15 protein-coding genes are annotated in these 20529 nt (G+C 67.6%); 8 read left to right on the plus strand and 7 right to left on the minus strand.

Annotation, left to right across the window (positions count from 1 at the left end; genetic code table 11):
* Window positions 1-54: 54 nt before the first annotated feature.
* Both LK09_RS14705 and LK09_RS22190 read left to right on the plus strand, forming a co-directional pair.
* Window positions 55-1314, plus strand: coding sequence for an MFS transporter (locus tag LK09_RS14705; protein ID WP_052226818.1), 1260 nt, complete (start codon window positions 55-57; stop codon window positions 1312-1314).
* Window positions 1315-1363: 49 nt separating this feature from the next.
* Entirely contained in the window at window positions 1364-7027 is a 5664-nt protein-coding gene (locus tag LK09_RS22190) for a family 1 glycosylhydrolase (RefSeq protein WP_331454272.1), read from the plus strand.
* 107 nt (window positions 7028-7134) lie between these two features.
* Here LK09_RS22190 and add read toward each other — a convergent pair whose 3' ends face one another.
* From add to LK09_RS14725, 3 genes are read right to left on the minus strand one after another with little or no spacing between them, the layout of a single operon-like run.
* Window positions 7135-8127 carry an adenosine deaminase gene (add, locus tag LK09_RS14715; protein WP_039401003.1) on the minus strand — a complete coding sequence of 331 codons (993 nt, stop codon included), beginning with the start codon at window positions 8125-8127 and terminating at the stop codon, window positions 7135-7137.
* Entirely contained in the window at window positions 8121-9122 is a 1002-nt protein-coding gene (locus LK09_RS14720) for a nucleoside hydrolase (RefSeq protein ID WP_039401006.1), read from the minus strand. The genes add and LK09_RS14720 overlap by 7 nt, the downstream gene beginning before the upstream one ends.
* Window positions 9123-9131: 9 nt before the next feature.
* The gene (locus LK09_RS14725; protein WP_039401009.1) at window positions 9132-10553 is read right to left on the minus strand and encodes an MFS transporter; all 1422 of its coding nucleotides are present in this window, start codon (window positions 10551-10553) and stop codon (window positions 9132-9134) included.
* A 126-nt stretch (window positions 10554-10679) separates the two neighbouring features.
* On the opposite strand from LK09_RS14725, the gene LK09_RS14730 reads away from it, so the two are divergent.
* The 6 genes from LK09_RS14730 (at window position 10680) to LK09_RS14755 (ending at window position 17734) form a co-directional block, all read left to right on the plus strand.
* The gene (locus LK09_RS14730; protein WP_039401012.1) at window positions 10680-11465 is read left to right on the plus strand and encodes a GntR family transcriptional regulator; all 786 of its coding nucleotides are present in this window, start codon (window positions 10680-10682) and stop codon (window positions 11463-11465) included.
* Window positions 11466-11475: 10 nt separating this feature from the next.
* Complete coding sequence (locus tag LK09_RS14735) at window positions 11476-12324, plus strand: ribokinase (RefSeq protein WP_039401015.1); 849 nt, start codon at window positions 11476-11478, stop codon at window positions 12322-12324.
* 177 nt (window positions 12325-12501) lie between these two features.
* Entirely contained in the window at window positions 12502-13947 is a 1446-nt protein-coding gene (locus LK09_RS14740) for a carboxylesterase family protein (RefSeq protein ID WP_082008283.1), read from the plus strand.
* Window positions 13947-14756 carry a GntR family transcriptional regulator gene (locus tag LK09_RS14745; RefSeq protein WP_197061063.1) on the plus strand — a complete coding sequence of 270 codons (810 nt, stop codon included), beginning with the start codon at window positions 13947-13949 and terminating at the stop codon, window positions 14754-14756. The genes LK09_RS14740 and LK09_RS14745 overlap by 1 nt, the downstream gene beginning before the upstream one ends.
* A gap of 97 nt (window positions 14757-14853) precedes the next feature.
* Window positions 14854-16275, plus strand: a complete 1422-nt coding sequence (locus tag LK09_RS14750) for an MFS transporter (protein WP_039401018.1) — start codon at window positions 14854-14856, stop codon at window positions 16273-16275.
* 136 nt (window positions 16276-16411) lie between these two features.
* Entirely contained in the window at window positions 16412-17734 is a 1323-nt protein-coding gene (locus LK09_RS14755) for a carboxylesterase family protein (protein ID WP_082008284.1), read from the plus strand.
* A gap of 137 nt (window positions 17735-17871) precedes the next feature.
* Here LK09_RS14755 and LK09_RS14760 read toward each other — a convergent pair whose 3' ends face one another.
* From LK09_RS14760 to LK09_RS14775, 4 genes are all read right to left on the minus strand, one after another.
* A complete protein-coding gene (locus LK09_RS14760; protein WP_052226822.1) occupies window positions 17872-18828 on the minus strand; it encodes an oxygenase MpaB family protein in 957 nt (318 codons plus the stop codon).
* Window positions 18829-18990: 162 nt separating this feature from the next.
* Window positions 18991-19251, minus strand: a complete 261-nt coding sequence (locus LK09_RS14765; protein ID WP_039401021.1) for a type II toxin-antitoxin system RelE family toxin — start codon at window positions 19249-19251, stop codon at window positions 18991-18993.
* Window positions 19248-19511, minus strand: a complete 264-nt coding sequence (locus tag LK09_RS14770; protein WP_039401023.1) for a type II toxin-antitoxin system Phd/YefM family antitoxin — start codon at window positions 19509-19511, stop codon at window positions 19248-19250. Before LK09_RS14770 ends, LK09_RS14765 begins: the two co-directional genes overlap by 4 nt.
* Window positions 19512-19670: 159 nt before the next feature.
* Window positions 19671-20249 (minus strand): hypothetical protein, encoded by a 579-nt coding sequence (locus LK09_RS14775; protein ID WP_039401026.1) that lies wholly within the window; start codon window positions 20247-20249, stop codon window positions 19671-19673.
* Between the last annotated feature and the right edge of the window lie 280 nt (window positions 20250-20529).

Below are 20529 nucleotides of genomic sequence, written 5' to 3' on the forward strand. Positions count from 1 at the left end.
AAAGTTACCGCTATGGTGGTAACTCTACACTCGCCTTCCTGCTTGGAGACATCGATGTCTGACCACGCCGACACGCTCGCACAGCCCGAACAGTCCCGGATGAAAGTCCCGTCTTCCCTTCGACGCCTGTTTCGCCTGGCTCCGCTCGCCGCTTCGGCGGCCCCTCTCGCCTACGGCGTCACCGCCTACTTCATGGCGATCCAGGTTCAGCTGTTCGATGCCGACACCAAGGTCCAGAACCTGGCACTGATCAACGCGCTCTCGGCCGTCGCCGCCATGGTCGCCCAGCCGATCTTCGGTGTGCTGTCCGATCGCACCCGCAGCCGCTGGGGTGCGCGTCATCCGTGGATGCTCGTGGGCACCGCCATCGGCACGCTCGCCCTCATCTCGGCTGGTTTCGCGACGAACGTGGCGATGCTGACCGTGTGCGTCATGCTCATCCAGTTCGGTTACAACGCCTGGCAGGGACCGTTCTCCGCTCTGCTGCCCGATCGTGTTCCCGAACGGTTCCGGGGCCGCTACTCGACCGGGGTCGGGATCGGCGTTCTGCTGGGCGCCGTGCTCGGACCCGTTCTCGCCTCGTTCTTCGTGAAGACCATCCCGCTCGGATACCTGTCGCTCGCCGGCGTCGTGCTCCTGCTCATCGTGCTGTTCATCGCCCTCGTCCCCGGCATCGACAACCGAGGCGAGCCGCGCAAGCAGTTCTCGCTCATGGCGTTCCTGTCCGCGTTCTGGGTGAACCCCATCCGCCACCGCGACTTCTTCTGGGGGTTCACCGGGCGGATTCTGCTGTTCGGCGGATACACGATGCTCAGCGCCTACAGCCTCTACATCGCCCAGGACTACATCGGGCTCAGCCTCAACCAGGCGACCACGCTCGTGCCGCTACTGGGGCTGGCCGGGCTGCCCGGCCTTCTGATCGCGACCGCTGTGTCCGGACCGCTCTCCGACCGCGTCGGTCGACGCAAGCCCTTCGTCCTGATCTCGGGCTTCACCATCGCGGCAGGGGCGGTCATCCCCTTCGCCCTGCCGTCGGTGCTCGGCCTCGTACTGCAGACGATCGTGGTCACCATCGGATTCGGCGCGTTCGCCGCCGTCGACCAGGCGCTCATGGCGTCGGTGCTTCCCGACCCCGAGGACTTCGGCAAGGACCTCGGCGTGCTCAACCTCGCCGCAACGCTGCCGACCACGATCGCGCCCCTCGCCGCCGGAGCCATCGTCCTCGCCATCGGTTATGCGCCGCTGTTCCTCATCGTCGGCGCAATCGGCGTGCTCGGCGCTCTCGCCGTGCTCCCGATCCGCAGCCTGCGCTGACACTTCGAGACATCCACCTGGTGCCCTCGCACCCCATCGAAAGGACGAGATGAACGACTCCACCGCGCTCGAGCGCATCCTCCCCGTACCCCGGATCATCGAGGAGCACCATGGCCAGGTCCGCATCCATCCGGGCACCGCTCTGACGGTCGCGTCGGCTGAGCTGCTGCCGTCGGCCCGGCTCTTCGCCGAACGGCTCGAAGCCTGGGCGGGCATGTCCCTGTCCGACCCGCGCGTCCGCGAGGCGTCGCCCGGCGGCATCCATCTCGTCGTCGACGCCGATGACGAGATGATCGCCGCCGTGCCGTCTGCCACCGGAGTCGCGGCCGACGGCAGCGACCTCGGCGCGGAGCGCTCCGCGCTCACGCTGTCGGCCGACGGCATCCGTGTGGTCGGCGCCTCGAACGCGGGTGTGCACCACGCGGCGACGACGCTGGCAGCGATCGCCGAACAGGCCGAGCAGGATGCCGAAGGGCTCGTACTGCCCGCGGCCGCCATCGCGGATGGGCCGAGCCTCGCGTGGCGAGGTCTGTCGTTCGACGTCGTGCGCGCGACCTTCACCACGAGCGAGGTGCGACGCGTTATCGAACTGCTTGACAGGTACCACATGAACGTGCTTCACCTGCACCTCACCGATGACCAGGGCTGGCGGATCGAGATCCCGTCCCGCCCGGAGCTGACCCCGGCAGGCAGCACGTTCTTCACGCACTCCGAGTACCGCGAGCTCGTCGCGTTCGCGCAGGAGCGGTTCATCACCATCGTGCCCGAGGTCGATATGCCCGGGCACTCATCGGCGGCACTGGCGGCTTACCCCGAGCTCACCCGGTCGGGAACGGCGTGGGCGTACCCGGCCGACCCGATGGAAGCGATCGCCCTGCTGGCCTCCGGCGAGCGCGAGCCCCAGTTCCTCGATCCCGACAACGACGAGGTGTGGACGTTCGTGGACGACGTCGTCGCGGAGCTCGCCGCACTCACGCCGGGGCGTTTCCTGCACATCGGCGGCGACGAGGCCTTCGGCATGCCGGAGGAGGACCATGCCGCCTTCGTCCGTCGCGCGCGCGCGATCGTCCGACGCCACGGCAAGGAGCCGATCGGCTGGCAGGAAACCGTCCGCGCCGACGCACAGCCGGAGGAGCTGATCCAGCTCTGGATCGACAGTGACTCGACCCCATCGGCCGACGATCCTCTGCTCTCCATGTTGCCGCCGCGGATCACCGAGATGCTTCTCGATGCGTTCGCCGGAGCCTCTGCAGATCCGCAGCGCGCGATCGACACGCGTGCCCGCGTCATCATGTCGCGCACCGGCCTCGCGTACCTCGACGCCCCGTACGCGGAGGCGTCGACCCATCCTGACAGTGAGGCCCGTCGGGGGCGGGTCGGGATGCCCGGATACCCGGCCACGACGATCGAGGGCTCCGTCACTGCCCCGATTCCCGGCATCGACGCGCAGACCGACCTCGACGTCGTCGGCTTCGAGGCCGCGATCTGGTGCGAGACCGTGAGGGACTTCGACGACCTCAGCTTCCTGCTGCTGCCCCGGCTGCCCGGACTCGCACAGCGCGCCTGGGCCGCCGGGCCGGCCCGCGACTGGGACGACCTTCGCGAACGCCTGGCTGCACAGGCACCAGCATGGCGGCGCGACGGTCTCGCCTTCCACCATGCACCATCCATCGACTGGCGAGGCGAGCCCTCGCAGAAGGAGCCCCCAATGTCCCGCGTACCCGATGGTTTCCTCTGGGGAGCATCCACCTCGGCCCACCAGGTGGAGGGCGACAACATCTCCAGTGACATCTGGCGGCTCGAGGGCAACGGCCCGATCATGGCCGAGTACTCGGGCGACGCCGTCGACCACTATCACCGCTACCCCGAAGACATGAAGCTGCTCGCGGATGCCGGACTCAACGCCTACCGCTTCGGCATCGAGTGGGCGCGCATCGAGCCCGAACCGGGGCGCTGGTCGAACGCCCAGCTCGCGCACTACCGTGGCATGATCGACCAGGCACGGAGCCTCGGGCTTGAGCCCGTCGTGACGCTGCACCACTTCACCTCGCCGTACTGGTTCGCCGAAGCCGGCGGCTGGATGGGCGACGACGCGCTCGACCGGTGGGCGCGGTACATCGAGAAGGTCTCGGGCATCCTCGGCGACGTGCAGTGGGTGTGCACCATCAACGAGCCCAACATGGTGGCGCTCATGCAGGTCTTTCTCGGGGCTGATCTGACGGCCGATGCGCTCTCGGGCGGCATCACTCTCGCCCACGACGGGCCCCTGATGCCCGACGCCGCACTCAGCGCGCGACTCGTCGAGGCGCACCGCATCGCCACGCGGATCCTCCGCGAACGCACCAGCGCCAAGGTCGGCTGGACGATCGCCCAGCAGGCGTACACGCCCACCGAGGGCAACGAGGAGATTTTCCAACGGGTCACTTGGGCCTGGGAGGATCTGTTCCTCGAGGCCTCCCGCGACGACGACTTCGTGGGAGTGCAGTCGTACACGACCCAGCCCGTCGGGCCGGATGGCCCGGTGCCGCATCCGCCGTACCCCGACAACACGATCACCGGGTGGGCGTACCGGCCCGACGCGCTCGGCATCGCCCTTCGCCACGCCCACGAAGTGACGGGCAAGCCGCTGCTCGTCACCGAGAACGGCATCGCCACCGCCGACGACGCCCGCCGCATCGACTACACCCGCGAAGCGCTGCGCCACCTCGCCGCAGCGATCGAGGACGGCATCGACGTGCGCGGATACCTACACTGGTCGGCCCTCGACAACTACGAGTGGGGCCACTGGGCGCCCACCTTCGGACTCATCGCGGTCGACCGCGAAACGTTCGAACGTCGGCCGAAGCCGAGCCTCGCCTGGCTCGGCGAGGTCGCCCTCTCGAACGCCGCGCACATCCCGGTGGGGACGACCTCGTTCGCGCCGGCGGCGGTCGGGTCATCCGCGCCCGCGAACAGCCGCCTCGACGCCGTCGCCCGGCTCACTCTGGAGCAGAAGGTGCGACTGCTGACCGGTGCTTCGGCGTGGTCGCTCCACGAGGAGCCCGCTGTCGGGCTCCGTAGCATCGTCGTCTCGGACGGCCCGACCGGCGTGCGCGGGCAGGCACTGGACGACCGCGCCCCGTCCGCGAGCCTGCCTTCCGCGAGCTGCATCGCGGCGAGCTGGGATCTCGACAGGTTGCGCACCCTCGGCCGGCTGATCGCCTCCGAAGCGCGCTCGAAGGGGGTCGACGTGGTGCTCGGTCCGACGATCAACCTCCACCGCAGTCCGCGCGGCGGTCGCGACTTCGAGGCGTTCAGCGAGGACCCGTGGCTCGCCGGCACGCTCGCATCGACCTATGTGGAGGCAGTCCAGGCTGAAGGGGTCGGTGCGACCCCGAAGCACTTCGTCGCCAACGACAGCGAGACCGACCGGCACACCATCGACGTCCACCTCGATGAGCGCACGCTGCGCGAGCTCTATCTGGCCCCGTTCGAGCGTGCGGTGGCCTCGGGCGCCTGGATGATCATGTCGTCATACAACCGGGTCAACGGCGTCGCTGCCTCGGCCAACGAACTGCTGACCTCGCCGCTGAAGGACGAATGGGGCTTCGATGGCGTCGTGATCTCCGACTGGGGCGCCGTCACCGACACGGTCGCGTCCGCTGCATCGGGTCAGGACCTGATCATGCCCGGACCTGTCGGGCCGTGGGGGGATGCCTTGCTCACCGCGGTCCGCGCGGGCGAGATCGGCGAGAGCGTCATCGACGACAAGGTGGAGCGGCTGCTCCGGCTCGCCGAGCGGGTCGGGGCGCTCGAATCGGCGCCGCGCACCGAGGTCCCGTCGCCCTGGGTTGATGAGGACATCGCCGAGATCCTTCGCGAAGCGGCCGCCGACGGCATGGTGCTCGCACGCAACACCGGGATTCTGCCCCTGGCCGACGAGGGTCAGCGCATCGCCGTCATCGGTCATCACGCGCTGGTCGGGCGCGGGCAGGGGGGAGGCTCCGCATCGGTCTTCCCGCCCTACCAGGTCAGCCCTCTGGCGGGCATCCGCTCGGCTTACACGAACGTGACAGCGACTCTCGGCGTGCCGCCGGCTCCCGAACTCCGCCCCCTTTCTGCGGACGCGCTGAGCCACGGCGAAGCGCCCGGCTTCGAGGTGGAGTACCTCGACGCCGACGGTGCGCCGTTCGCTTCGGAAGTCTTCCCGAGCGGCCGGTTCGGATGGCTCGGCGACGCGAACCTGGCCCTCGCGGCGACGATCCGCATGCGCTCCACCTACGTCGCCCCGGCCGCGGGAGTCCGGCGGCTCGGGGTCGCCGGCCTCGGCGGTCTGGAGTGGAAGGTCGACGGGAAGGTCCTCTTCTCGGGGCGGGTCGGCCCGGCCGAAGGCGTCGATCCCGTCGAGGCGGTGCTGCACCCGAAGGCGCAGACCGAGGAATTCGTGTTGGCCGAGGGCCAGCGCGTCGACATCGAGGTGACGATCCGGCCCTTCCTTCCCGGCGGCTTCCCATTCGCATCGCTCATCGTCGGCGAGGAGGAGATCTTCGACGCCCCCGAGGTCGAACTAGAGCGTGCCGTCGCAGCGGCCCGCGAAGCCGACGTCGCCGTTGTCGTCGTCGGCACCACCGACGTGATCGAGTCGGAGGGTTACGACCGCGCAACGCTCGCACTGCCCGTGGGGCACGACGAACTGGTGCGCGCGGTCGCCTCGGTCAATGACCGCACGATCGTCGTCGTGAATGCGGGCGCGCCCGTGCTCATGCCGTGGTTCGACGAGGTCGCGGCCGTGGTTCTCTCCTGGTTCCCAGGGCAGGAGTTCGGCAACGCGCTCGCCGACGTCCTGTGCGGTGACCGCGAACCCGGCGGGCGGATGCCAACCACATGGCCGCGCACGGAAGCCGACGTGCCGATCTGGGCGGTCGAGCCCGTCGACGGCGTGCTCGACTACGCGGAGCGGGGCGACATCGGCTACCGGGCATGGTCTCGCCCGGGGCATCCTGCGCCCTTGCTGGCCTTCGGTTCGGGGCTCGGGTACACGACGTGGGCGACGTCGAACGAGAATGCGGAGGCCATGCCCGACGGGGGAGTGCGCGTCACCGCCGAGGTCGAGAACACGGGCGGACGCGTCGGCAAGCAGGTCGTGCAGGCCTACCTCACGAGAACGGGACCGACGGAGGTCGACCGCCCGGAGCTCTGGCTCGCCGGATACGCCGTCGTACGCGCCGAGCCCGGCACGGTGACCGAGATCTCCATCGACCTCGAACCGCGCGCGTTCGCGCACTGGTCGGTCGAGTCGCACGCCTGGGCCGTGGAGCCCGGGAGCTACGCGGTGCGACTCGGCACCGGGGTCGACGCCCTGAGTGAACCACTGCCGGTCGAGATCACGAGCGCGGCGACCGCCCTCCGCACAGTCAGGCCCGACGATGTCGCATTCGGAATCCGCAGCGACTTCGCACCGCGCACGGTAGCACCGGCGAGCCCGGTTGCCGAGCAGCACGGGGGTGCCGTGGACGGCCCCGTTCCGACCGCGGCGAGCCCGCTCGGCGACCTCCTCGATCACCCGGTGACCAGGACCGTCATCGAGCAGACCGTGCCCGATCTCGCGACCCATCCCATGCTCGGGATGATCAAAGCGATGCCCCTCGCGACGGTGCTGACGATGGCCGCCGGGCAGATCCCGCCGGAGACGGCGCAGCTCCTTGCCGACCGGCTCGCGGCGGTCGCGGGCTGACCCCGTCTGTGGGGCGGCGGATCTTCCGTCGCCCCACGAGCTCGACCGGCGACGCAGACGTCCTTGTGCCCAGCTTGCGAGTTGGTTTGCTCGTCCTCGCATCGAGGTCAGTTCGACTCGTAGTGGCCGCCGTTGCCGACTCGTGCTCTCAGAGCGCTTCGGGTTGATTCGTCGATGAATGCAGCATCCACGCTGTCGGAGTCGAGCCGCGCGAGAGCCGCAGCGTCGAAGCCGAGCTCATCGCTCAGCACCTGTCGCTCCGCAGAGAGAGGCGATCGGGTCTGTCGTGGGTTGTCGTCTCCGAGGACAACCGCCACGCCCGCTTTCCGGAACACGGCGGCGGGGTGATGGCGTCGAGCGGCGATGGCACCCGTGTAGAGATTCGATGTCGGGCAGATTTCGATGTAGATGCCTTGATCTGCCATCTGCCGGAGGGCGTCGTCGTCGGCGGCGACGTGTGCGCCGTGGCCGATTCGGGAGACCCCGAACAGTCGGACGGCGTCGAGAGCGGCATGCGCGGGCGCGGCCTCTGCCGCGTGGCACGTGAGGCCGAGGCCGGCGCTGCGGGCGATCGCGAAAGCCTCGACATACGGATCGAGCGATGGGAAGCGGAGTTCATCGCCGGCGAGGTCGAATCCGACGACACCGCTGCCCGCGAAGCGGGCTGCGGCTGCTGCGACTCGAGCGTTGAGTTCTGCGTCGTGCAGCCGAAGAGCCGCCACGACGACCCCGGCCGGCATCCCACTGTTCGTGGTCCCTTGGCTGACGCCCTCGCAGACCGCGGCGACGACGTCGTCCAGCGGGAGATCCTGGCTGACGTGTGTGGCAGGCCCGAAGCGTAGCTCGAGATAGTCCTGTCCGTCTGCGGCGGCATCCTCCACGGCCTCGCAGGCGATGCGGGCAAGCGACTCATAGTCGGCGAAGAACGGGTAGCTCGACGACACCTTCTCCAGGTAGACGGTCAGGTCCGCTGGCGCGTCGAGTTGAAGCGCTCTTTCCCAATCCCGGTCAGCGCCGGGGATGTCGAGCTTGCGTGCGAGTTCGAGGGCGGTGGCAGGGCGCACTCGACCCTCGAGGTGCGTGTGCAGATTGATCAGCATGAGACGACCTCCGGGAGAGGTGCTGCACCGGTGATCATCTCGACGAGGTGCGGGCCGAGGGCGCGGTCGGTGTCGAGAACGATCCGCGTGCGAACGTTCGGGTGATCCACGGGCCCCAACCGCTGGTTCCGGAGGTCCGCGATCACCTGGCCGCGGCCTGGTCCATCGGTCGTGTCGACGATCATCGGGACTCGCGGGACCACCGTCGGCACGACGCCTCCCGCCGCGATGGCTGCCGCAAGCGGATCGTGCAAGGCGCAGCTGCGCTCACCGTACAGCGGGAGGTAGAAGTCGAAGTAGAGGTCGAGCATGTGACCGAGTGCGCGGGAAGCCTCGCTCTCGGCCGCGAGGAGCCGGGCGCGATCGTCTTCGTCGAGGGTGTTTTCGAGGGTGACATCGAGGGGAACGAGGGTGACGTCCCAGTCGGCGGAGAGTACCTCCGAGGCTGCCTCGGGGTCGTTCCAGATGTTGGCTTCGGCAACCGCGGTGACGTTCCCGGGGACGAGCGCGGCACCGCCCATGGCGGTGAGGCTGCGAACCCGCTGCGGGAGCGTCGGGTCGGCCCGCAAAGCGAGGGCGATGTTGGTGAGCGGCCCGACGGCGACGATTCGCAGGTCACCGCGGTGCTCATGGGACAGTCGGATGAGGAGTTCCGCGGCGGTGCCCGCTTCGGGTTCGCGGGGTGATCTCGGGAGTGCGACATCGCCGACCCCGTTGTGGCCGTGGATCTGCGGGACGCCGCCGTCGAAGTCTTTCGCGAGGTGGTCCCGTGCGCCGATGCTCACGGGCACGTGTCCGGCATCCAGCAGGGCGAGGAGGTCGAGGGAGTTCCGTGCGGCCTGTTCCGTGCTGGTGTTCCCGCTGACGGTTCCGACGCCCACGAGTCGGACAGCGGGGGATGTCGCGAGGTATGCGATGGCGAGGGAGTCGTCGATACCGGTGTCGCAGTCCAGGTAGACGGGGATGCGTTCGGTAACGGTCGGGGCGTTGGTCATGGTGTCCTCTCAGATCCGCTGTCCGCTGCGGGGGGCGATCAACAGGCTGGCGACGAGGGCGAGCCCGACGATTCCTGCCGAGATCCACAGCGCTGTGGTGAATCCGCCCACGGTGATCTGCGTGACGAACGGGGCCACGATTCCGATCCCGAGCCCAGCGCCGATCCCGAAAGCGGCACCGTTGAGGCCGGGCAGTGCTGCCGGGGCGTCTTCCGGTGAGAGGAGGACCCCGAGGCCGTTGACGGTGGTGAGGACCAGGCCGTTGTAGGTGATTCCGAGGACCGCGATCGCGGCGATCACGAGGGCCATGTTCTGGGGGACGACGGCGATCAGGGCGACGGCGGCGAGGCTGAGGACGAGTCCGACGCGGAGCAGCCGGATCCAGCCGACCTTGCCGGCAAGCCACCCCGACAGCGGTGCGGCGACGACGCCGATCATGGCGGGCGGGACGAGGAACAGCGCCGCCGCGGTGGCGGCATCGAGACCGAAACCGATCTTGGGGGTCTGGCTCAGGATGACGACGGTGAAGTTGATGACCGCGAACACGCCGGACAGGGTGAGAACAGTCGTGGCGATCACGGGCCATACCTGCCGGGACCCGAGGTGGCGGGTCGCGATCAGCGGTGAATGGCGACGCTTCTCGACGAACCAGAACACGATGAAGGCGATGATCGCGGCCGCCAGGTACGTCAGGGTGAGCGGGTTGAGCCAGCCCGCACTTCCACCCTGAGAGACGAAGTAGGTGAAGCAGATCAGAGCCACCGAAAGGGCGGCGGCGCCCCACCAGTCCATCTTCCCGGCCGTCACGACAGGGCCGTCCTTGGGGACGGTGAAGATCACGCAGGCGATCGCGAAGGCGCCGACGACGAGGATGACGGCGAAGATCGACCGGTAGCCGAAGTTCTCGACGAGGAGGCCGCCGATGTAGCCGTCGACGCCGCCGACGCCCCCGTTCACGGCCGTGATGATTCCGAGGGTGGCGCCGAAGACCTTGGCGCTCAGTGACTCGCTGAGGATGATGTAGGCGAGCTGAAATGCAGCACTGGATGCGCCCTGCAGCGCACGACCGACCAGCAGAACGGGGAGGTTGGGTGCGAACAAGCACAGCAGGGTGCCGACTGCAAGGATGCCGAGCACGATGAACAATGCGCGGCGCCGACCGGTGAAATCGCTCCACCGGGAGAGGACGATCCCACCGATCGCGCCGGCGAGGAAGAACAGCGACGAGACCTGCGACACCGCGCCGACGTCGATCCCGAGTTCCTTCGCCATGTCGGGAAGCGCGGGGGTGAGCATGCTGGCATTCAGCTGGTACGACAGCACGCACAGGATGAGGGTGGCGACGAGTGCGACCGCCCGTCCTCCTCGAAGAAGCGTGATGTCGGCGCCTGGTTCCGTCCGGATGGCGGCCGTTGGGGCGGGTGCGTGCACGAGAGACTCCTTCGTCGAAGCACTGAAAGTCGGGATGTATGAAGTTATACCTCTCGGGTAGAACATGTGCAAGACTGATGTCTGAGGGATCATGGAGACACTTCACTCGAGCAAGGGAGCATCGTCTTGAGCGTCATCGACCAGTTCTTCGCACACCAGCTGACAACCGCAGTCGGGCAGCCGCTTCGTGTGGCCGTCTACTCCCGGCTCGCCAGCGGAATCCGGGCGAACGTGTTCCCGCTCGGTCACGTCCTTCCGCGGGAGACGGAACTCGCGACTGCGTTGGGTGTGAGTCGCACCGTCGTCCGCGAGGCGCTCATGCTTCTCGAGGAGGACGGCCTCATCGTCACGCGCCGTGGGGTGGGCCGTTTCGTCGTCGACACGCTGCCGCACATCGGCCTCGAAGAGCTGCAGCCCCTCGAACGTGCGCTCGCCGAATCCGGGCGCCACATCGAGGTGCGCCAACTCGAATTCGACACCCAGCCCACGACGGACTTCATCTCCAACAAGCTCGCCCTCGACGCGACGGCCAACACATGGTTCCGAGAGGCTCTGATCCTCATCGACGGGAGCCCTGTCGCGATCGCCCAGGAGCACCTCCCGGCCGGCAAGTACCTGAGCGACATCCACCCCGGTATTGCGGCGAGTCTTGCATCCCTCGCCGCCGAGTCGAAGACCCTTCTCGGGGCGATCTTCGACCGGTTCGGGTCCGTCCTCAGCGGCGGCGTGTGCGCGCTCGCAGCGAGCGTCGCCGGTGAGACCCGGGCCGCGCTTCTCGGTCTGAAGCCGACGATGCCCGTCCTCGTGCTCACACAGACCGCCGAGTACGACGGCACCCCCCTCTACCTTGCGAAGTTCATCGTGTCCCCCGAGGTCGGCAGTCTCTCCATCGTGCAGTCGACCCCCAACTGAAAGGCGCCCCATGCCAACCCATTCCGCGCCCCGCATCACCGTCGTCGGGAGCATCAACGTCGACATCACCAGCCACGTCCAGCGGCTCCCCACCGCCGGTGAAACCGTCGGCGGCGGAACCCTCAGTCGAGAGATCGGCGGCAAAGGCTCGAACCAGGCCGCCGCAGCCGCCAAACTGGGTGCGAACGTTCGGATGATCGGAGCAGTCGGCAACGACGCGGACGGGCAGTGGCTCCTCGACCACCTCACAGCGGCCGGCGTGGATACCTCGGCCGTCGAGACCGTCCCGGACCCCAGCGGCACAGCGCTCATCGTCGTCGATGAGCACGCGGAGAATCAGATCGCCGTCTGTCCCGGTGCGAACGCTCACGTGCGAGCAGACGCTGTTCACATCGAGCCCGATGAGGTCATCCTCACCCAGCTCGAGGTCTCCCGGACGGTCGTGGAGCACCTCGCGGCATCGAGACCGAACTACCTCGCCGTCAATGCGGCGCCCGCTCAGCAGCTGCCCGCCAGCCTGATCGAACGCGTCGACCTGTTCATCGCCAACGAGAGCGAATACGCGCTCATGCCCGAGCTCGATGACGCGCGCCTCGTCGCCGTCACCTACGGCGCGGCCGGCGCCGCCCTATTGGCATACGGCAACGAGATAGCCCGCGTCGCCGGCGTCCCCGCCGACGCCGTCAACACGGTCGGGGCAGGCGACGCCTTCTGTGCCGCGCTCGTCATTGCATTGCACAGCGAAATGGACCCGCTTGCCGCCCTCCACACCGCCTGCGCCGTCGGCGCTGCCGCGGTCGAACACCCCGCATCACAGCCGCCGCTTGCGGCGCTCGAAGAGTACGTCGTCGGGTCGTAGCCCGTCGGGGAGGCAGTGACGAATGCCTGGTCGTCGGGGCTTTTCCCCGGCGGATGCTTGTCGACGCCGGAACGCGGAATCCGATCCGCCGCTCCGGCGATCTGGCGCGCGTACACCCCGGTTGCGGGATGAATTCTCACGCTTGCAACTTGTCTGACTAGCTTGTATAACAAGTACATGGCGATGACGCTGACACACACCGACGACGGATTCTGGACGACTGCGTCCGTGATCGGACGCCGCACGCGGGGCGGCTCTGTGCGCGGTCTCGAACGTGAGGGCGTGGCGGTTTTCCGTGGACTTCCTTTCGCTGCGGCGCCCGTCGGCGAGCTACGCTTCGCAGCCCCACGCCGCTGCCGGGTACCGCACCCGGATGGGTTCGACGCGACGCGCTGGGGTGCGACCCCGCAGCGCCGAGACCCGGGTTTCGATATTCCCGAGCCCGTCGTACCCGGAAACGACACGCTGAACGTGAATGTCTTCGCGCCCGTTGCGACGCTTGACGCTGGTGCCCAGCATCCCGTCCTCGTGTGGATCCACGGCGGCGGATACCGGTCGGGGTCTGCGATCGGGGGCTGGTACGACGGTCGGGCATTCGCCCAGCGCGGCATCGTCGTCGTGTCGATCTCCTACCGCCTCGCGGTCGATGGATTCGTGCACATCGACGGTTCGCCCGAGAATCGCGGTGTCCTCGACTGGATCGCAGCGTTGGAATGGGTCCAGGAGTTCATCGCGGACTTCGGAGGCGACCCTGGCCGCGTGACGATTGCGGGGCAGTCTGCCGGCGGCGGTGCGGTGTTGGCGCTCCTGGCGACCCGCCGGGCGGACGGCCTGTTCCAGCGGGCGTGGTCGCTCTCCGGCGTTCTCGAATCCGACCCCGTGGACCAGGCGCGCTCGCGAGCCATGGAGCTCGCTGGAATGCTGGGGCTTCCGGACTGTTCCGCCGAAAGTTTCGGCGCCGTCGCCGATGCCGTCGGCCAACAAGTGCTGGCGACGCTCGCGCCGTTCGGGCCCGTTGTCGGGGAAGAGCTCTTCCCGTCCGGAATTCCGGCCGGCCTGGCACAGTCCCGGGTGCCGCTCGTGCTCGGCGCGACGGCGGACGAGATGCAGTGGGATGCCGAATCCCCTGCTCTGAGCCCCGATGCCGTGGGCGAACTCCTCGCGGGTGCGGGAGTTTCCTCCGTCGACGCAACCCAGTTCATCAACGGGCTCGGAGCCGGCGCGGAGACCAGCCGGCAGCGTGTGATCTCAGAACTCTGGTTCCGTTCGACGATCACCGAAGTTCTTGATCGTCGCGAGTCCGGCCGCAGCTTCGCGTACGACTACCGGTGGGCTCCTGCGGCCATCGGTCGGTCCTTGCACTGCAACGAGATCCCCGTCTTCTTCGGCGTGCAGGATGATCCTTCCGTGGTGCGGGTGCTCGGCAATGAGATCCCCGAGGACGTCCGAGCGCTTCACGATGATGCGGTCCGCTTCATCCGGGGTGAGGATCCCAAGTGGCTGACGGGACCCGTCCGTGCGAGCGGGTTTCGGGTCTATGGGCCCCCCGGTGATAATTTCAGGCTCAGCTCCCCGCTGGCGAACCGCTGGCAGAGTCCGGTGAACGAAGAGGCAGACGCATGATGAACCGCAGCATCACGGACCACTTCAGTGCGCCCCTCGGCGACTCCTCGGCTCACCCCATGCGAGTCACCGTGTATCAGCGGATCGCCTCCGCGATCGAAGAGGGCATTCTGCCACCGCAGTCTCTCGTCCCGTCCGAGAACCAGCTGTCGGAACTGCTGGGCGTGAGCAGGACAGTGGTCCGCGAGGCTCTCATGCTCTTGGCGGAGGACGGGCTGGTGGTCACTCGCCGCGGAATCGGCCGTTTCGTGTCGGACACGAAGCCCCAGGCCGGAATCGAGCGCGCCATCCCCCTGGATCGCCTGCTCGCCGATCCGGCAGCCAGAGACATCACGGTCGTCAGACTGGAGACGCATCTGGACCACGCGGACGCGACGTTCGCGAGCCCGCAACTGGGTGTCCCCGCCGGAACGCGCGTGTTGACTGTGGAATCTGTGCTCTCGCTCGGCGGCAGGCCGGTCGCCTACCTGCTCGAGCACCTTCCCTACGCGGAAGAGGGACCCACCGAGCTTCGCGCGCTGGTTGAGCGGCTCCTCCCCGAAGCGCAGGCGCGATCGACCGACGCTCCGGAAACCACCGTTCTCAATGCGCTGCTCGAGGCGTTCCCACGCGACCTCAAACCGACGAGTGTGCGGCTCGCTCCCGCACGGCTCGGGAGCTCCCGAGCGCAGCTGCTCGACGCCGGCGCAAATGACCCGGCGTTGATCCTCACTCAGATCATGTCCCGCGGCGAAACCCCCTGGTACCTCGCGAAGTGCGCGCTCACCGAACGAGTCGGCGCCGTCTCGCTCGCACAGACAGTCGCCTAACCCCTCCACCCCCTTGCGCAAAGGACCGCCCGCCCCGGGCGTTCCTTACTGACCCCTGCGCGCTCACCTCCACCCCCGAAAGACAAAGGAGTCCTCCATGAACGATCCAACGACCCTCGCATCCGCCCCGAAACCCGACGCGACCATCTGGCACGGCGGAAAGGCCGTCGCGCTGACCGCCACCCTGGTCCTCGCCGTGGTGGCCGGGCAGCTGTGCGCAAGCATGCTCACACCCGCACTGCCCGACATGGCCGCCGCCTTCAACGTCACCGTCGGAGCGGCATCGCAGATGTCGTCTCTGTTCTTCCTCGCCGGCGCGGTTCTCGGCCTGGTCTTCACCCGATGGTCGGACTATCTCGGCCGCCGGAAGACGCTCATCATCGTGCTCCTCATCCTTCTCATCGGCACCCTGATGTGCGTCTTCGCCCCCAACCTCCCCATCCTGCTCATCGGCAGAGTGCTCGAAGGCGTCTCGGGCGCGACCTTCAACTTCTCCTTCCTGCTGCTCTCCAAGATGCTCACCGCGCGCACGTTCGGCACCGCTCTCGGAACGGTCTCCGCGATCAACGGCGGAGTGGGCGGAGTCGATGGCTTTCTCGGTGGCCTCATGACGCAGACCGTCGGGTTCCGGTGGATCTTCGCCGTGATCGCCCTCGTCTGCGTGATCGCGATCGTGCTCGTGTTGCGTGTGATCCCGACCGATGCGCCCTCCGTCACCGAAGGACGGATGGACTGGTGGGGGGCGGTCTTCATCGGACTGTTCCTTGTCAGCATCACCTACGCGATCTCCGAAGGCTCCTCGCAGGGCTGGACCGCACCGATCACGCTGGCCTGCTATGCAGGCCTCCTGGTCTCGGCGGTGGGCTTCACGATCATCGAATCCCGCAGCAGCCACCCGCTGGTGCCCCTGCAGCATCTCGTGTCCCGCAGTATGTGGCCCGTTGTCATGACCACGGTTCTCCTCCTGGCGGCGGTGTTCTCCGTGCTCTCCTTCAGCATCGTGCTCATCTCCCAGGGTGCGACTGGCGGTGCGTTCGGTCTGCCTCCCGGACTTGCTGCACTGTTCTTCCTGACCCCGGCGGCTCTCTCCGGCGCGATCGCGGCCCCGATCGCGGGCACGATCGCAGGGCGTATCGGCTGGCTGAAGACGCTGCGCATCGGGACGCTCCCCGTGTTCGCGCTGATGGTCGTGTTCGCCCTGGTCTGGCGCGACCCGTGGGCCGCGGGGATCACCGCGACCGTCCTCGGCGTCTTCTACACCGGCGTCTGCCTCACGAGCCTCAACGGGCTCAGCGTCGTGCAGTCGCCGCGCGAAGCCCCCGCTGCACTGCCGGCCGTCAACGGGGCCGCATTCGGCATCGGGGCGGGCCTCGGCATCACCCTCGTCGCGCCCTGGATCACTCAGGGTACGGAGAGCGGGTTCACGACGGGGCTCTGGATCTCGGTGGGCATCAGCCTCCTCGCCGTCCTGATGGCGTTCGTCATCAAGCCGCAGAAGGACCCTGCGGTCCAGTCCTGAGCCGGGGCGAAACAGCTGGGCCGGTCGATGCGCCAAGGCGCGAGGCGACCGGCCCAGTACGCCGTGACGTGCACGGTGAAGCCGCGACGCGGTCTGGCGACGCGGTCTGACGACGCAACCCATCGATGGGAGATCCATGCAGATAACCACGACCTCGGGAGACGTCGTCGGTGAAGACGTCGGCTCGGGAGTCAACCGATTCTCGGGCATTCGGTTCGGGGAGCTCGAACATCGGGCCCGCTTCGGCAGAGCCGTTCCTCCTGCGTCACCGGAGAGAGCGCAGGACCGCCGCCCGCGGCCAGCCGTCTTCCCACAGATGCCCAGCCGTCTTGGGCTGGTGATGGGGCGTGACATCGAACAGCATCCACACGAAGAGGATGCATTCCTCATCAACGTCTGGGCACCCGATGGTGCTGAGCACCTGCCGGTGCTCGTGTTCGTGCACGGCGGTGCATTCCTCAGCGGAGCAGGAACCGCGCGCTGGTACGACGGCCGACGCCTCGCTGCGCTCGGGATGATCGTCGTCACCGTCAACTACCGCCTGGGCATCTTCGGACACTTGGTCACCGGCACCCCCGACGAAGACGGGAATCGGCCGCTCACAGATCTCCTGCTCGCGCTTCGGTGGGTCAGCGACAACATCGCATCCTTCGGCGGGGACCCGGAATCGGTGACACTGAGTGGACAATCGGCTGGGGCAACCTACACCCAAATCCTGTCGGTCATGCCGAGTGCGAAGGGCTTGTTCCGGCGCGTCTGCCTGATGAGCGCTGCCTACCCCCGTCTGCCTCGGCAGAAGGAAGCGGCGGCACTCGGCGAAAAGGCGACCAGCGCACTCCCTGATGGACCACGCATCTCGTCGGTCGCGGAAATGCTCTCAGCGCAAGCCCTCACGCTGCAGACACCCGCTCTCGGCCGCATCTCGTTCGGATTCACGCCGGTGCGCAGCGCCCCGGTGCCGGACTGGTGGTTCGATGCCGACACCTATGCCGCGCGCGCACACGTGTCCGAAGTTCTCGTGACGCATACCGAAGATGAGGTGGGTGCGTTCTTCTTCGCCTCGCCGCTTCACACGGAGGTTTCTCGCGAAGACGCACATGCCGTGGCTCGAGGACTCGGTCGAGACGACCTGGTCGACGCTGCCCTGACGCCGTACGAAAAGCTCGTGCAAGCCGTGTCATGGAGCACTTTCGTGCGTCCGGCTACCGAGACCGTTCACTCGCTCCGTAGGCGTGGCATTCGAGCGCAGCGGCTCGTCTTCGACGAGCGCAGCCTGCTTACCGGCGTGGGATCGGGACACTGCCTCGACCTCCCCTTCCTGTTCGGCGAACGATCTGCCTGGACGGATGCGCCCATGCTCCGCGGCATCGATGACGACCACTTCGATGCCATAGGGCAGATATGGCGCCGAGCGATCGCGTCATTCGTCCTGACCGGCATCTCACCCGGCAGCACCTGATCGTCACCATCTTCGGCCGGTATGGCCGTGCACGTGGGGGCACGCCCAACGAGCGCTGGTCTGAACCGTTGGCCAGCGAGTTCAAATCCCACCCTCACCGTCACCGCCACGTTCGAAGGCCCCGACTCCCAGTGTTTTCAAGGGATGGCGGGGCCTTCGTCATGCGGCGAAGGGATGGTCGATTCCCAATTCGAAGTGGCGGCGGCCCGCATTTGCTGCTGATGTCGATGATGCCGCTGGCGGGCGAAGTCTTGGGCGCGTGGGCCCGACCCGAGGGCCTGGGAAGAGATGGCGAGCACGACGCGGGTCGCGGTGACGACAGGAAGAAGGGGGCGTCGGAGACCGAGCAGCTTGCGATATCGCCGGGGGAGGCTCGCGACAGCAGCGGCGAACAGCACGCGGTAGGCGAGCCGCATCGATCCGGTGAAGGGGACGTCGCGGAGGAACTGGACGACCTCTGCAACGCGCGCGTCATGTTTGAGCTCGCCGCGGTCGAGGTACGCCTCCATCCTCGACCTCAGCTCGGCCTCGGTCTCTGGGGGATTGCGTACATGCATCAGTCGGCCCGCCTGCGCCCACTCGCGGACGTACGCGTCGGCCCCGCCCGGGATCCGCCCTCCCCAGCGCTGGTGGGAGCCGAGGAATGCCTCCGTGAAGGCAAGGTGCACCCACTCCACAAGGGATGGGTCCGATGCCGAGTACGCGCGGGGTCCGCTATCGGTCGAGTAGGTGCCGGCAACCCTCTGATGAAGGCGACCCACGCGGGCCGTCTCGGCGTCAGCCTGCTCGGTCGACCCATAAGTGACGCAGATGATCCAACGCACTGTGCCCGTGAGGCGTCCCACGGGGTCCTCCCGATAACGCGAGAAATCATGGACGCCAGCCATCGCGCCCGGGTGCAGCGCCTGGATGAGCAGAGCACGGATGCCGGCGACGAACGTCGCCGTGCCGGCATGCACAGTCCAGACAGCGCCGCCGTCGGCGAAGTAGCCGTCGTCGTTCCCCTCAGCCAGAGCACGCACCCATGAAGGCGTGCCGTCCGGATCACCCGACAGCGCCGTCAGCAGTCGCGCACGCAAGGGAACTCGAGTCACGGTTCAAGCGTGCCACTCCCCGATGGGGTGAGCGCGATGATTCCAGCGTCGGAGCATCAACGAGAGAGATGAATGACGTCCAAAAAGGTGAATGACGTCTAAACGAGGCGCCTGCCAGCCGGCGGCACGAATACCCATCGTTCTACGTGCCAACGGCGAGCGTTACCTGTCGTAGATCTCGCGGCGGTGACCGGCGCGAATGACCGTGATGGTGAGTTCGGTGTCGAAGATATCGTAGATCACGCGGTAATCGCCGACGCGTATCCGCCAGGCTGTTTGTTCTCCGGCAAGCTTCTTCGCGCCGTGCGGCCGCGGGTCGTCCCCGAGGTCTTCGACGGCGTCGAGGACGCGGTCGCGCGCTGGTCGCGGGAGCTTCTTGACTTGGCGCGCTGCGGCTGTGGTGAACTCGACCCGGTAGCTCACGATACGAGATCGCGGCGCACGTCAGCGAGGCTGACGCGGCTGCCGTCGTCGGCCGCCTTCGCCTCACGGTACGAGGCGACATCCTGCGCCATCTCGAAAGCCTCAAGCTCCTCGAGATCCGCGACGCTGATGACGACCGCGGCGAGCTTCCCGTTGCGCGTGACGCCGATGCGCTCTCCGGCGTACATCGCGCGCCCAAGGACGTCCGAGAGCTGGCTGCGCAGCTCGCGTGTCGAGACCTCTGTCGTGACGGTATCCATATGGACATTATAACTGCAGATACAACTGTGTACACAGCGTAACGGTGACCGCGTCCACCTCTACGGCGACCTGGCCACCGAGAAGCTACACCACGCTAGGGGGCACTACTATCCACGGGGAGTTGGCACGGGTGGATGACTCCTCGAACCGCCTGATTCCTACCAACGTGCAAGGAGTGCGGCAGATGGAGGCGTCCCGGTGATGGCGGCGAGGCCGCGGAGGTAGTGGCTCTCTGTCTCGATGGTCGTGATCCGCCGGATACGGTAGCCGAGCGGTTCGTCGTGCCAAGTCGCATCCGGCCGGACCTCCCAGAGGAAGAACCGTGGCCCGACGATGTCGTTCGGGAGGCCGATCCACATCGCTGCGTACTTGTGGTCGGACTCGATCCCGACGAGCGTCGAGGTGCTCGTAAACGTACGCAGTAGCCCACGGGTGCTGTCAAGGTCGATATCCGGGTTGCGCGTCGGTGGTGCCGGCGGCCACTCCGGTCGGGACTTCGCGAACTGTCCCTGAAACGAACGGTCGGGTCGGACGTTGCGGATGTCGGTCAGCCGCACGGCGATGTGGCCGTCGAAGAAGCCGCCGTCCATCGTGCGGGCCAGCAGTACCCATTTCTTCCCGAGACCGACGACGAACCCCGTCGGTTTGTCGCTGTCTGAGCGACGTCGTAGCTCGATCAGCGTTGTCGACTCCAGGGCATCCCGAAGCAGTGCTCGAGTCTCTTTCGTCGCCGCCATTTGTTCATCATGCACGAGTCCGGCCGGCCCGACGGTGTAGCGAGCCGGTTGCCGGGCCGATCTTGAGCGGAGACCGCCGGCCGTCGGACCGTGCCGCCCACGGATGCCGGCACCCCGCCCCCATTCCCACGGCGAGAGGTGCGGCGTACCATCGGAACGTACCCCGATGACACACCCGAAAGTCGACATCGATCGAATGCGTCACCGGTCACGATCGCCAAACCCGACGACCGCAACATGATCGAGCGCCGGACGGAGCTGGGCGTCCGGGGTGGCTGAC

It is taken from the genome of Microbacterium mangrovi (genome assembly GCF_000802305.1).
GTDB classification, from domain to species: Bacteria; Actinomycetota; Actinomycetes; order Actinomycetales; family Microbacteriaceae; genus Microbacterium; species Microbacterium mangrovi.

Coding starts and splice junctions, on each gene's coding strand:
- LK09_RS14755 (WP_082008284.1), top strand. CDS start 16,412: ATGCAGATAACCACGACCTCGGGAGACGTCGTCGGTGAAGACGTCGGC.
- add (WP_039401003.1), bottom strand. CDS start 8,127: ATGCTGATCAATCTGCACACGCACCTCGAGGGTCGAGTGCGCCCTGCC.
- LK09_RS14720 (WP_039401006.1), bottom strand. CDS start 9,122: ATGACCAACGCCCCGACCGTTACCGAACGCATCCCCGTCTACCTGGAC.
- LK09_RS14705 (WP_052226818.1), top strand. CDS start 55: ATGTCTGACCACGCCGACACGCTCGCACAGCCCGAACAGTCCCGGATG.
- LK09_RS14775 (WP_039401026.1), bottom strand. CDS start 20,249: ATGGCGGCGACGAAAGAGACTCGAGCACTGCTTCGGGATGCCCTGGAG.
- LK09_RS14740 (WP_082008283.1), top strand. CDS start 12,502: ATGGCGATGACGCTGACACACACCGACGACGGATTCTGGACGACTGCG.
- LK09_RS14745 (WP_197061063.1), top strand. CDS start 13,947: ATGAACCGCAGCATCACGGACCACTTCAGTGCGCCCCTCGGCGACTCC.
- LK09_RS14770 (WP_039401023.1), bottom strand. CDS start 19,511: ATGGATACCGTCACGACAGAGGTCTCGACACGCGAGCTGCGCAGCCAG.
- LK09_RS14735 (WP_039401015.1), top strand. CDS start 11,476: ATGCCAACCCATTCCGCGCCCCGCATCACCGTCGTCGGGAGCATCAAC.
- LK09_RS14750 (WP_039401018.1), top strand. CDS start 14,854: ATGAACGATCCAACGACCCTCGCATCCGCCCCGAAACCCGACGCGACC.
- LK09_RS22190 (WP_331454272.1), top strand. CDS start 1,364: ATGAACGACTCCACCGCGCTCGAGCGCATCCTCCCCGTACCCCGGATC.